This is a genomic window from Clostridium beijerinckii, from assembly GCF_036699995.1.
Classification (GTDB): Bacteria; Bacillota; Clostridia; order Clostridiales; family Clostridiaceae; genus Clostridium; species Clostridium helianthi.
In genome coordinates, this window is the sequence record NZ_CP144906.1 from 1,306,393 (window position 1) to 1,320,784 (window position 14,392).

The following is a 14,392-nucleotide window of genomic DNA, read 5'->3' on the forward strand; positions in this document are numbered from 1 at the left end:
AATGAAAACTAATTTGCTAAAAACTGTTGAAGTATTATTAGTATTTAGCATAGTATTTGCTATTGTGTCTATATTTCTAAAGTATGTAATTTTAAATGAATCTACTTATTTAAGCATATTTGATAAAAGTGGCGTTTATGCAGAAGTTAAAGACTCCATTTATAAAAAAATAGATAATCTTTTAAGTTCTAAAAATATCAATTTTGACATAAAAAAATCAATAATAACAGATGAGGATATAAAAAGAGAAACGAATAATGCGGTTTATGGAGTTTTAGAATATTTAAAAACAGGTGAAAATAATATTACTCCCCCAGATACATCTATTTATAAGCAAAGAGTGTCTGATATGTTAGATACTGTTATAAATGGAATGTTAAAGCCGTCTAATGGCGATTTGTCTTTTAATAGTAATTTTTATGTTAAAAATATGGCATATACTAAAAGTAGCTTAAAAGGTAATGAAATGAATTATCTTAAGAAAACAACAAGAGATGGACAAGATACTTTAGAAGTAGAGAAGCTAATGAGCAAAAGCGAAGCAGAAGCTAAGGTAAGAGAAATATTAAAAGAAAAAGGATTAACTGAAGAAGAAGCGATAGAGAAGGCAACAAAAAAAGGCATAACGGAAGAGCAAGCTTTAAAGATATTAGCTGGTTATGGAATAACAATTGATGATTATGGCTCGGGTGAAAATAACTCTGAGGCAACAACAAATGCGGATAGTAATGGTAATAGTAAAGTGAATGCACAAGATAGTAATGGTGGAAGTTCTAAAGATGCAACGTCATCAAAGAATGAAAATCAGGATTCTATAAGTGCTAAACAAGATAATAAAGGTGTTAAAACTCAACTAGACAACATAAAGAATAAATTGTTGGATGAAGCAAGCAAAAGTATCGATCAAGAAGTTGAAAAAATGAACTTCAATAAAGTTTTAGAATCAAGTAAGTTTCAAAAACTGGCTAAAGTAACATCAATAATTTATAGATTATTTTGGTTATTTATTATGATACCTATATTCATTATGGCTATATTAATAAAGATAAATGCTAAGGGGTTAAACTCTAGTTTAAAATACATAGGGATGGCATTTTTGTTTGCTGGGTTAATATTGGTTGCTGTAGCATCTAGTGTTTACTTCCTAAAAATTTATGAAAATATTAATATTAGTCCAGTTTATATCAAAGACACTGTTTATACTATAGTTAGACATAGTTTAATGGTACTAGCTGAATATGGGGCTGCAGCACTTGTTATTGGTTTGCTTATGCTTATTCCAACGAAGAAGTATTTGATTAAGTAAAATGTTTACTATTTATTTAAGTAAAGATAATTTTTGAATAATAAATTTTATAAGTTGATAACTAAAAAAGGAAGAGTATTAAGGAGGATAATATAGTAATGAAGAGTTCAAGATTAAAAAAAATAATTGCAGTTACAGTGGCAACACTAACGTTAACAGCTTTATCTCCAATAGGAGCATCAGCAGCATGGAAACAAGATTCTAATGGTTGGTGGAATACTGAAGGAGATTCGTATTCTACAGGCTGGAGATCTATAAATGGAAGCTGGTATTACTTTGATTCAGTAGGATATATGAAAACAGGCTGGGTAAATGATGGAGGTACATGGTACTATATGCAACCATCAGGAGAAATGAAGACAGGATGGATAAATGACGGAGGTACATGGTACTATATGCAACCATGGGGAGCAATGAAAACAGGCTGGGTAAATGATGGAGGTACATGGTACTATATGCAATCATCAGGAGCAATGAAGACAGGATGGATAAATTATGGAGGAGCATGGTACTTTGCATCATCATCAGGAGCAATGCAAACAGGTGTAGTTAAGGTTGATGGAAAAGTTTATTATCTTGCAGCAAATGGTGCGATGGCAACAGGTAGTGTTACTATCAATGGAACAACATATACTTTTGATAGCACTGGAGCAGCTACAGGAGATAAAATACCAACTACAGATAAAATATTTAATGGTAATGGAAGTGCTGTAACACAAGGTTCACAAAATCCAACTGATGTGATAGAAACAGAGTCATCAGGACATCATCATGGCGGTGGTGGATCGTCATCATCATATCTATCAGATTTAAATGATGGAGGCACTCATACTGGGGATTATACAATATATAATACCAGCGGAACATTTGGTGGAAGTAGTGAAGCTAATACTACTACAATAAATGGAAATATATCAATTAATGCATCTGCAGTATCAGGAAATACATTAATTCTACAAAATTTGAAAATTAATAGTGGAAAGCTAACAATTAATTTTGGAGAAGGTAACGTAATATTAGACAATGTAGTAGTAGATGGTGTTGATGTATCTAATGTAGGTCGTAATTCATTACATGTTCAAGGAAATTCTTCTATTAAAGATCTTAATGTGAGTGATGCAAACAATGATGCTCATATTGTTATAGACGGAAAAGCCAGCATAAAAAATACTGCAATATCTTCAGGAGCAGTACTTGAAGGAAAATTTGATAATGTATCAGTAAAAACATCATCGCCTGTAGCTATATCTGGAGCAATTAGTAACATAATAGTTGAAAATGCAGGAGCATCTATAGACTTAGAAAGTGGTTCAGTAGGAACTGTTTTAATTAAAGGAACAGCTACAAATACAAAATTTAATATTGGATCAGAAGTGGCAGTAGCTAATTTAAATGTTAATGCTCCTACAACTGTTACAGGAAAAGGAAAAATTATAACTGCCAATTTAGGTGCTGATACTGAAATGAGTATAGAACCATTAACAGTAGGAGCTATTGCAGGAGTAAAAGTAACTGTTGAAGGAGTGGCTATGTCTCCTGATAAAATAAAAACAATAACAAAAGTTCCAACAGATTTAACTGAAATCGAGGATGATAGTGCATTCCAAGAGGATATTAACAGCAAGTATGCAGCTTATGCAAAGGTTACTATAAATAAAGCTAATGAAGAATCTACAGATGGAAAAATTAGTTTTAAAGTTAAATTTAATGAGAAAGTTGACAACAGCAAAACAGGAAACGATTATGTTACACAAGATATATTAGTTACTAATGCAGATGGAACAGATAAAGATATAGAGTATAACAATGGCGAGTATACTGTTCCGGTAAATTCAATAGTATATTCTACTGCTCGTGTATATAGAAATGGACAAGTTGGATATGTAACTTCAGTAAATACAATAAAATAACAAATAGATAAAAATATTATCCCTTGCTAAATTAATAGTTTAGTGGGGGATATTTTTTGTAATTATAATAAAAATAAGGGAAAAATTTTTTACGTTCTATAATTTATTATGTTTGCTTTCTTATTTTTTTATATCTGCTATAATATTACTTGTCGCTATTTTTATTTCTAGCGAAGAGAAATATTGGGGAAAGTGTTAGGCACAATCCAATAAATAACAAGTCGATTTGCCAGGATATTTTCCATTATACTACGTCGGCAAATTGACCTAATAGGCCCGCTATGAGGGCGATTTGTCTCCTTGCTTGATGAAAAATATCCATGGCAACTTTAGACTTGTTACTTATTTTCATGTGCCTTATTCTATATAAAATAAAGTTTGTTATATATATTGTAAAAATAAATCTTCATCATAATTCTAAAAAATACTGTAAGAATTCTAGACGTAATTGTGAATTGTGAATTGTGAATTGCGAATTGTGAATTGTAAAATATATATAAGTTAAGAGGCATTAAAGAAAAAGAGAAGTCCAAAACTAACAAAAAGATTTTGGGTTAAGCATAAGTAATATGGCAGTGGGAGTGGATTTACTAGGATATGTATATCTGCTGCTAAATAGAATGTCAAATTAGTCTTTCAGATTTTTATCGCAGAGATTAAAAAGTCAGATTTATAAAAAACATCTGACTCAGTAGTCGCGTGAGATTTTACTTTGAGAGCGAGTAATTAAAGTTAGATTTATTATTACTTTGGATTACGTCTTAAAACGATAATTGCAGAAAGGAGTGGAAAAGGTGAGACCATTAGCTGATTTGATGAGACCTAATAAATTAGAAGATTTTGTAGGTCAGCAGCATATATTAGGGCAAGGAAAGCCATTATATAACTTGATAGCTGGAAAAAACATATGTAATTGCATATTTTACGGACCACCAGGAACTGGAAAAACAACTTTGGCGAATATAATGGCTAATTATGTAGATAAGAAATTTTATAAATTAAATGCAACAGTTGCATCAGTTAAGGATATTCAGGACATAACTAATAATATAGATAGCTTATTAAATTATAATGGAGTTGTTTTGTATATTGATGAACTTCAACATTTTAACAAAAAGCAGCAGCAGGCATTGTTAGAATTTATAGAAGATGGAAGAATAACTTTGATTGCAAGTACAACTGAAAATCCATATTTTGTTATACACAAAGCTATAATAAGCAGATGTAATATATTCTCTTTTAAGCCTCTAACTACAGGTGACATAATAGTTGGTCTTAAGAGGTCTATACAAAAGCTTATAGATGAAGGGATAGAAATAGAATATTCAGATGAGGCGCTGGAGTATATTGGAGAAATCTCTCAAGGTGATTATAGAAAGGCTTATAATATTTTAGAGCTGGCTGTAAACTCTCAGGTTAAGCAGGTTAGAGTTATTTCGAGCGAATATATTGAAAGTCTAGGCCAATCAAGTATGCGGGCTGATTCTAGTGGAGATGAATTTTATAATTTATTAAGTGCTCTTCAAAAAAGTATAAGGGGCAGTGACCCTAATGCAGCAGTACACTATCTAGCTAGATTGATTAAAGGAGGAAATCTAACTGCTATAATTAGAAGAATATCTGTTATTGCAGCAGAAGACATTGGTCTTGCATTTCCAAATGCATTATCTGTTGTTAATTCTGGAATAGAACTTTCGCTAAAGGTTGGACTTCCGGAGGCAAGAATAATTCTTTCAGAAATAGTTGTATATTTAGCAACGCTTCCTAAATCTAATAGTGCATACTTAGCGATAGATTCTGCTATGAGTGATCTAGAAAACATTAACTTTGGAGATGTTCCAATGCATTTAAAGGATGCTCATTACTCTGGAGCAGCAAACCTTGGTGTTGGTGGCTATAAATATCCTCATGATTATCCTAATCATTATGTAAAACAGAGTTATTTACCGCAAGAACTGCTTGGAAAGATTTATTATAATGAACAAAATAATAAATATGAAGAGAGTTTGAGGAAATACTGGGCAGAAATAAAAAAATAATAGCAATTATCGTTTGACAAAAGCCGAGTATTTTGGTAAGATATAAGCGAATTTAATATATCTTTTATAATACTAGAAAAACAAAGAAATATCAACAAAAAACGAAAAGGGGTGAAGAAATAATGAAACTTTCAACTAAAGGAAGATATGGAGTTAGAGCTATGGTTGACTTAGCATCTAATTATGGTGGTGCCCCCGTTTCAATAAAAACTATATCAAAGAGAGAAAATCTTTCGGAATACTATTTAGAACAGTTATTTAGCCCGCTTAGACGTGCTAATATGATTAGAAGTATAAGAGGTGCTCAAGGTGGATATGTTCTATGTAAACCGCCAAAAGACATAACGGTTGGCGATATTATGACTATTCTTGAAGGGCCAGTTGAGATAGCAGATTGTATTGATGGTGTTGAGTGCGATAGCTCGGATTGCTGTGCAACCAAAGCAGTTTGGGAGAAGATTAAAAGAAGCATAGACGATGTTATGAACTCAATTACATTACAAGATATACTTGATGATTATGAGACAATTAAAAACAATAAGAATAATATTAAGATAGTGGATAGGAGTGAATGATTATGAAGAACGTATATATGGATTATTCAGCTACAACTTATGTAAAGCCAGAAGTATTAGAAGAAATGCTTCCTTATTTTACTGAAAAGTTTGGTAACCCATCTTCATTTTATGGAATATCAAGAGAAACAAAAAGAGCTATAGATAAGGCAAGAGAACAGATAGCAGAGGCGTTAAACTGTTTACCTGATGAAGTGTATTTTACAGGTGGCGGATCAGAGGCTGATAACTGGGCTATAAAAGGTATCGCATCAGCTCATAAGAATAAAGGAAACCATATAATAACAACTAAGATTGAGCACCATGCAGTTCTTCATACTTGTGAATACTTAGAGAAGAATGGTTTTGATGTTACATATTTAGATGTTGATGAAGAAGGTTTCATAAATTTAGATGACTTAAGAAATGCTATAACCGATAAGACAATTTTAGTAAGTATTATGTTTGCTAATAATGAAATAGGAACAATTCAACCTATAAAAGAAATTGGAGAAATCTGTAGAGAAAAGAAAGTTTTCTTCCATACAGATGCAGTTCAGGCTGTTGGAAATGTTCCTGTTGATGTTAAAGAAATGAATATAGATATGTTATCACTTGCAGGTCATAAGATTTATGGACCAAAAGGTATTGGAGTTCTTTATATAAAGAAGGGAATTAAAATTGATAATTTAATTCACGGTGGAGCTCAAGAAAAGAATAGAAGAGCAGGTACAGAAAATATTGCTTCTATCGTTGGACTTGGTAAAGCTCTTGAACTTGCTACTAATAATTTGGAAGAGCATATGAAAAGATTAACTGCGTTAAGAGAAAAATTAATAGCTGGTTTACTTGAAGTTCCATACACTAAATTAAATGGACCAAGAGGAGATAAGAGACTTCCTGGAAATGTTAATGTATGTTTTAGATTTATTGAAGGTGAATCGATTTTATTATCATTAGATTTTAAAGGGGTTTGTGCATCAAGTGGTAGTGCTTGTACTTCTGGTTCTTTAGATCCATCACATGTATTACTTGCAATTGGGCTTCCTCATGAAATTGCTCACGGATCATTAAGACTTAGTATGGGAGAAGGTTCAACAGAAGAAGATGTAGATTATGTTCTTGAAGTTGTACCACCAATTATTGAAAGATTAAGAAATATGTCACCATTATGGGATGACTTTTTAAAGAAAGGGGAAAATTAATATGATATACAGTGAAAAAGTAATGGAACATTTCCAAAATCCAAGAAACGTTGGAGAAATAGTAGATGCAAATGGTGTAGGTGAAGTTGGAAACGCTAAGTGTGGAGACATAATGAAAATCTACTTAAAAGTTGAAGATAATATCATTAAAGATGTTAAATTTAAGACTTTTGGATGTGGATCAGCTATTGCTTCATCATCAATGGCTACAGAATTAATTAAAGGGAAAACATTAGATGAAGCTTGGGAATTAACTAACAAAGCAGTTGCAGAAGCTTTAGATGGTCTTCCACCAGTAAAAATGCATTGTTCAGTTCTTGCAGAAGAAGCAATTCATAAAGCTATAAATGATTACAGAGCAAAAAATGGATTAGAAGTAATACCTATGGAAGAACATAGTGATGAAGATCTACATGCGGCTGTACATGGAGAAGAGTAATAGGTGAATTTATGAAGAAAAAAGTTTTAGTAGGTATGAGTGGTGGTGTAGATAGTTCTGTTGCTGCATATTTATTAAAACAGCAGGGATATGACGTCATTGGTGCTACAATGCAGATTTGGCAGCACGATGAGGAATTTGAAGAAAGGGAAGGGGGCTGCTGCTCCCTTTCTGCTGTTGATGATGCAAGAAGAGTATGCGACAAACTTGATATACCATTTTATGTTTTAAATTTTAGAGATTATTTTAAGGAAAAAGTTATTGATAAATTTGTTCAAGAATACATAGACGGAAAAACTCCAAATCCTTGTATTGAATGTAATAAACATTTGAAGTTCGATGAACTTTTAAGAAGAGCAAGAGGTATAGGGGCAGATTATGTTGCTACTGGTCATTATGCTAAAATTGAGAAGCGAGATGATAGATATCTTTTAATCAGATCTGATGATGATAGAAAAGATCAAACGTACGCTTTATATAATTTTACACAAGATCAGTTAGAACATACATTAATGCCTTGTGGAGATTATGAAAAGACAAAAATAAGAGAAATAGCGAAGGAAATTGGTCTTGCTGTTCATAATAAAAAAGATAGTGAAGAAATATGCTTTATTTCTGATAATAATCATGGGAAATATATTTCAGAAGCAGAACCAGATAGAGTTAAACCAGGTAATTTTGTTGATAAGAGTGGTAATATACTCGGTCAGCATAAAGGAATTGTATATTACACTATTGGACAAAGAAAAGGACTTGGACTTTCACTTGGAAGGCCAGTATTTGTAACAAATATAAATGCAAAAACCAACGAAGTTGTACTGGGTTCTGAAGATGATATCTTCAAGACAGGATTAATTGCAACTGATGTGAATTTTATTCCTTTTGATAAACTTGAAAAAGAAATAGAAGTTACAGCGAAAATTAGATATTCTGCAAGACCAGCGGAAGCGACTTTGATACCACTTCCAAATGGTAGAGTGAAAGTTATCTTTAAGGAAAAACAAAGAGCAATAACTAAAGGTCAGTCAGTTGTATTTTACGATGATGAAATAGTAGTTGGCGGCGGAATAATAGAAAGTATAATCTAAAGAGTTATTGTAATTTAAATATATTTTAGGCTGAGAGTGCGTAAGTGCTCTCAGTTTTTTGTTTTGAGGTTGCAGAACATTTCAATGTGCGAGAAGCATACGGGCATTACAGCTAGCAAAAAGCTTTATAGGTTCAGAGCAAGGCGCGCGTTTTATGAGAGGATTAACTATGTGATTTAGAATCAAAAAAGAACTTTCTAAGCAATTATTCTGATTTGATAATTGATAGAAATAATACTTAAAAATCAGTATAAATAGACAATGTAAGTGAATATGCATTAACAGCTAGAAGAGATAAAATATTTACCTATATTTTACATAATGGTATTAACTTATGAAGATATACTTGGTATAATATTTTTGAAAGTAAAAAATTGGAAGGCGATTTTTTGAACATCTTCAAGGCGTTAAAAAGATACGATGAACGTGGCTTTAATTCTAAAGGATTTCATAAAAATGGCACGAAATATGACGAGTATGGATTTGATAAAAGAGGAATGCATAGAAATGGGACATATTATAATGAGGAAGGGTATGATAGAGAAGGATACGACAAAAAAGGCTATGATAGAAAAGGATTTAATAGTGCTGGTTTTGACAAAGAAGGATATAACAAAAATGGATATAACATATTAGGCTACGACAGAGGTGGTGAATACTTAGAAGTAAGATATAAGTGGAAGTGATTGGAGTAAATATAAACTCGAATAGATTCAGTCAAATTTAGAGGATATTAAAATTTTATCTCAAAAATTTTGATTAATGGAATTAAGTACTTGCTAAATATAGTAGGTACTATTTTTTTGTTCTCTAGCACTGCTCATGAAGACAAAGTATGATGAAAATATTGTTATTTTCGTAGGAACCCGCCCCATAGAGGCAAAGTCTTCACAAAGTATAATGGAAATTGTAATTTAGTACAAAATTATTGTATGGTAAATTATACATCTGAGCATATTAATATGAATAATTTTCCTCTTATTGGAGACCATATCAAATGAACTAGATTTAGTTTGTTAACTATATTACTTATTTTAGAGAATATAGGGGGATACTACAGTGTATAGATATAAGACAGACATAAGGACTTTCTATTAAAAATTATTTTGGAGGTGCACAATGTTTAAAACTAGAGACTTCTATTTCAAGAAGGTTTATAACATTAAAGGCAAAAAGATTGGTATTGTAGAAGACTTATACATAGATTTCTTTTGGGGAAAGGTTGTGGGATTTAAAGTATCCAATAGCCATCTGTTCTCTAAAAATAACTATATAGACATGGAAGATGTTATAGATGTAGGTGAAGATTTAATAATAGAAAATATAAAAAAAGGTGAGGGACTTACATTTAAAGAGATTAAGTATATGGAAGTTATTGATACATTGGGGAATGTTAAAGGAGTTCTAGAGGATATTATAATAGATATACAAGATTATTCAATTAAAGCAATAGTTATAAGCTCAGGGTTAGTAGATAAAATGATAAAGGGTAAGCAAATTATTCTCTTAAATAGATGCATTCTCGGAGAAGAATATATATTATATACAGGAAATGAGGGAGTTATGTTTAAAACTTTACCTCATAATATGGATAGGCACAATGCAATTAAGAAAGCATAAAAAAGCAATTCTTCTAGGTATAACCCTATTATGCTTTATTAGCTTAATATTAGCTTACATTTTTAACAAATCAATAAATTCAATAATAAATATTATTGTAGCATCTTTTATTTTAGCTTATACTTTGACTCCTATTAGGGATGGATTTGAGGCAAAATTTAGAATAAGTAAGAAAATATCTTCAATAGTAGTTATATTAATAATTATAGGTATTATAACTGCATGCATAATTGTTATAGTTCCTACGCTATTTAATGAGATATCCAATATAAGTAATATATTTGATAACGTAAGCAGCTTGCTAGAAGGGATGTTAAAAAAAAATAACTTGGATGACTTTTCTACCACCAATGTAATTTATAATGAAATTTTAGAAAAAGGAAATGCTTTTTGGACAAATTTTTCAGAAAATGCAGTGGAAAATTTAATGAGCATTGGAGATAACGCAATGTCACTTGCAATTATACCTATTATGGTTTATTACTTTCTTTGCGATGGTAATAAAATATATAGTAAAATGCTGCTGTTATTACCAACTTCTAAAAGAGGGCTTACTAAAAAAATATTAAGCGATATTGATAGAGTGTTAACAAGATATATAGCAAGTCAGTTGATGCTTTCGGGATTGATAGGCGGATTAACTTTAATATTATTATTAATATTGAAAGTAAAATTCCCTTTATGGATTTCAATACTAAATGCAATCTTAAACATAATACCTTACTTTGGACCTATTTTTGGTGCAGTTCCAGCGATAATAGTTGCACTTTTAGATTCTCCAATAAAGGCATTTTGGGTAATTGTAGGTATGTTCATAATTCAGCAGCTTGAAGGTGATATTTTATCTCCGAAAATAACAGGGGATAGCACAGAGATGCATCCATTTGTTATAATAATTTTATTACTTATAGGAGATAAATTTGGTGGATTTGTTGGGATGGTATTAGTAGTACCAATAGCTGTCATTATAAAAGTTTTATATGATGATATAAATTATTATCTGTTTTAGATTTTATATATATCTATAAAAAAGCTTATGCATTAGGGGATCACAAATAAAGTTGAATATTGACATAATTATCTATATGAAATATAATTTTGATGAAATAATTAAATATTAAGCGATGAATAGGATAAGTAAATTTATCATAGTCATTTCAGAGAAAAAGTGGTTGGTGAAAACTTTTGGCTATATATTTTGAAGCTACCTAGGAGCTATAAATTACTAAGTGATGTATAAGTATATTATACATAATTAGGGTGGTACCGCGGAATTCTAGCTTTCGTCCCTATATCTATTTGGGGAGAGAGCTTTTTTTATTTGGTAAATTATACACCTATAAAAAGAGCAGCTATGCTGCAAATAAGAACTTTTCACCTATAAAAAGAGCAGCTATGCTGCAATACGGAACTTTTCTGCAATAAGGATATTTTCACATTTGAAAAGAGCAGTGGTTCTACAATTAAAATCTTATGACTAATAATTATGAAATCTTAAATCTTCATAAGAAGAGTATAAACAATAAAAAGATATTCTCAATGGATATCGGCGCCAACTGTTAACTAAAAAAATGGAGGAATAGTTTATGAAATTTATGAAAACCAATGACTTAAGAGAAGCATACTTGAAATTTTTTGAAAGTAAAGATCATTTAAGAATGAATAGTTTTTCTTTGGTTCCAAAGAATGATAAAAGTTTATTATTAATAAATGCAGGAATGGCTCCATTGAAGCCTTATTTTACTGGATTACAAGAGCCGCCAAAGAGAAGAATTACAACTTGTCAAAAATGTATTAGAACAGGGGATATCGAAAATGTAGGTATTACAAGTAGACATGGTACTTTCTTTGAGATGCTTGGAAACTTTTCTTTTGCAGATTATTTCAAGAAAGAAATAATTCCTTGGGCTTGGGAGTTTATCACAGAAGTGTTGGAACTTCCTAAAGATAGATTATATGTAACTATATATTTAGATGATGATGAAGCATATGAATACTGGACTACACTTACAGATGTAGATAAAACTCATATATTTAGATTAGGCAAGGAAGATAATTTCTGGGAACATGGTGCAGGTCCATGCGGTCCTTGTACAGAAATTCATTTTAATAGATCAGAAGAAATACCAACTGACGCTGATGAGTTCGTTAAATTAGCAGATGAAGATAAAATAATAGAATTCTGGAACCTTGTTTTCACTCAATTTGATGGTGATGGAAAAGGAAATTATGAAAAACTTGCTAACACTAACATTGATACAGGTATGGGACTTGAAAGACTTGCAACTATAATGCAAGAAAAAAATAGCATTTTTGAAATTGATACGTTAGAAAATATTTTAAATGAAGTTGCAAAATTAGCTAATGTTAAATATGGAGAAAATCAAAAAACAGATATATCTTTAAGATTAATAACTGATCATATTAGATCAATAACTTTCATGATTTCAGATGATGTTATGCCATCTAATGAGGGTAGAGGATACGTTTTAAGAAGACTTCTTAGAAGAGCAGCAAGACATGGAAAAACTTTAGGAATTAAAGAAGCATTCCTTTGTAATTTATGTGACACTGTTATAAGAGATTCAAGTGAGGCTTATCCAGAATTAAATAGTAAGAAAGAATATATTAAAAAAGTAATTAAAATAGAAGAAGATAAATTCAGAGAAACTTTAGATTCAGGAATGGAAATATTGAATGGATTTATAAGTGAATTAAAAGCAAAGAATGAAAAAGTTCTTAGCGGTGTAGATGGATTCAAATTATATGATACATTTGGTTTCCCAATGGAACTTACAAAAGAAATATTAGAAGATGAAGGTTTATCATTGGATGAAGAGGCTTTCCATGAAGAAATGAAAGTTCAAAGAGAAAGAGCTAGAAGTGCAAGAAAAGTTTCTAATTACATGGGAACTGATGTTAAGACATTAGATATTATACCAGCAGAAGTTGAAACTGTTTTTGATGGGTATGAAAATGATACTTTAAATGCAGAAGTTAAAGTGTTAATTGAAGGGGAAGACTTTACAGATACTATAACAGAAGGCAACAAAGCTATTATAGTTACAAATGTTACTCCTTTATACGCTGAAATGGGTGGTCAAATAGGAGACACAGGTGTAATATTTAATGATAGTTTTAAGGCTAATGTACTTGATACTAAAAAGAACATAGGTGGAAAAATAGTTCATTTTGTTGAAGTTGTATCAGGAGAACTTAAAGTGGGAGATACAGTTACTATTGAGGTGGATAAAGTTAGACGTGAAAACATCAAGAAAAATCATACTGCAACTCACCTTTTAGATAAAGCGTTAACTGAGGTTCTTGGATTACATGTTCATCAAGCTGGATCATATGTAAGTTATGATAGACTTAGATTTGACTTTTCTCACTTTGAAGCTATGACGGAGGAAGAAATAAATAGGGTTGAAGATTTAGTAAATGAAGCAATTACAAGTGTTACACCGGTTATTACAGAAGTTATGGATCTTCAAGAAGCAAAAAATAGTGGGGCTATAGGTATATTTGATGACAAATATGCTGATAAAGTTAGAGTTGTAAGTGCAGGTGAATACTCTAAGGAGCTATGTGGTGGAACACATATAGACAACACAGGAAAGATTGGTTTATTTAAAATCATATCTGAAAGTGGTATTGCGGCAGGAACAAGAAGAATTGAAGCTGTAATAGGAAAAGAAGCTTATAAAATAATAAATGAAAAGAAAGATTTGTTAAAAGAAATTTCAACTAAGCTTAAATGCTCAGAAAAAGAATTGTTAGCTAAACTTGATCAACAAGTTAAGGAGCTTAAGGAAAAAGATAAAGAAATAACAGTTTTAAAATCTAAATTCGCATCAATGGGAATAGATGATATAGTATCTTCTTCAAGAAACGTCAAGGATATAAATGTAATTTCTTATGAATTAAAAGACGTTGATAGTGATACTTTAAGAGATGTTTGTGAAAAAGTAAGAGATAAAGCTCCAAATAGTATAGTTTTACTTATGAGTGCAAATGCTGGAAAAGTTATTATTTGTGCTATGGCAACTAAAGATGCAGTAGCTAAAGGTGCTCATTGCGGAAAGTTAATAAAAGAAATATCTTCTATGCTTGGCGGCGGAGGCGGCGGAAGACCAGACATGGCTCAAGCCGGTGGAAAAATGCCAGAAAAGATACAAGAAGCAATTGAAGAATCATATAAAATAGTGGAAACTTTAGCAAAGTAGTATAC

General features: G+C 31.2%; 11 protein-coding genes and 1 other annotated feature. All 11 genes read left to right on the forward strand.

Annotated elements, in window-relative coordinates:
• Position 1 precedes the first annotated feature (1 nt).
• The 11 genes from PZA12_RS06100 to alaS all read left to right on the forward strand — a co-directional run bounded on the left by PZA12_RS06100 (position 2) and on the right by alaS (position 14,387).
• Entirely contained in the window at positions 2-1,306 is a 1,305-nt protein-coding gene (locus PZA12_RS06100) for a hypothetical protein (protein WP_103698089.1), read from the forward strand.
• Positions 1,307-1,404: 98 nt separating this feature from the next.
• Positions 1,405-3,216, forward strand: a complete 1,812-nt coding sequence (locus PZA12_RS06105; protein WP_242984819.1) for a hypothetical protein — start codon at positions 1,405-1,407, stop codon at positions 3,214-3,216.
• Positions 3,217-4,010: 794 nt separating this feature from the next.
• The gene (locus PZA12_RS06110) at positions 4,011-5,255 is read left to right on the forward strand and encodes a replication-associated recombination protein A (protein ID WP_077868349.1); all 1,245 of its coding nucleotides are present in this window, start codon (positions 4,011-4,013) and stop codon (positions 5,253-5,255) included.
• Positions 5,256-5,377: 122 nt separating this feature from the next.
• Positions 5,378-5,830 carry an RrF2 family transcriptional regulator gene (locus PZA12_RS06115; RefSeq protein WP_039772335.1) on the forward strand — a complete coding sequence of 151 codons (453 nt, stop codon included), beginning with the start codon at positions 5,378-5,380 and terminating at the stop codon, positions 5,828-5,830.
• A 2-nt stretch (positions 5,831-5,832) separates the two neighbouring features.
• Entirely contained in the window at positions 5,833-7,014 is a 1,182-nt protein-coding gene (nifS, locus tag PZA12_RS06120) for a cysteine desulfurase NifS (protein ID WP_039772333.1), read from the forward strand.
• Position 7,015: 1 nt separating this feature from the next.
• Complete coding sequence (gene nifU / locus PZA12_RS06125) at positions 7,016-7,453, forward strand: Fe-S cluster assembly scaffold protein NifU (protein WP_011968440.1); 438 nt, start codon at positions 7,016-7,018, stop codon at positions 7,451-7,453.
• Positions 7,454-7,464: 11 nt separating this feature from the next.
• Entirely contained in the window at positions 7,465-8,541 is a 1,077-nt protein-coding gene (mnmA, locus tag PZA12_RS06130; RefSeq protein WP_078114830.1) for a tRNA 2-thiouridine(34) synthase MnmA, read from the forward strand.
• 389 nt (positions 8,542-8,930) lie between these two features.
• Positions 8,931-9,227: a hypothetical protein gene (locus PZA12_RS06135; RefSeq protein ID WP_103698090.1), complete on the forward strand. Its 297-nt coding sequence runs from the start codon at positions 8,931-8,933 to the stop codon at positions 9,225-9,227.
• Positions 9,228-9,660: 433 nt separating this feature from the next.
• Positions 9,661-10,161, forward strand: a complete 501-nt coding sequence (locus PZA12_RS06140) for a PRC-barrel domain-containing protein (RefSeq protein ID WP_103698091.1) — start codon at positions 9,661-9,663, stop codon at positions 10,159-10,161.
• On the forward strand, positions 10,142-11,170 hold the full coding sequence (locus tag PZA12_RS06145) for an AI-2E family transporter (RefSeq protein WP_103698092.1): 1,029 nt from the start codon (positions 10,142-10,144) through the stop codon (positions 11,168-11,170). Before PZA12_RS06140 ends, PZA12_RS06145 begins: the two co-directional genes overlap by 20 nt.
• A 106-nt stretch (positions 11,171-11,276) precedes the next feature.
• Positions 11,277-11,455: a binding site (T-box leader), on the forward strand.
• Between the two features lie 292 nt (positions 11,456-11,747).
• On the forward strand, positions 11,748-14,387 hold the full coding sequence (alaS, locus tag PZA12_RS06150; protein ID WP_103698093.1) for an alanine--tRNA ligase: 2,640 nt from the start codon (positions 11,748-11,750) through the stop codon (positions 14,385-14,387).
• The last annotated feature ends 5 nt before the right edge of the window (positions 14,388-14,392 follow it).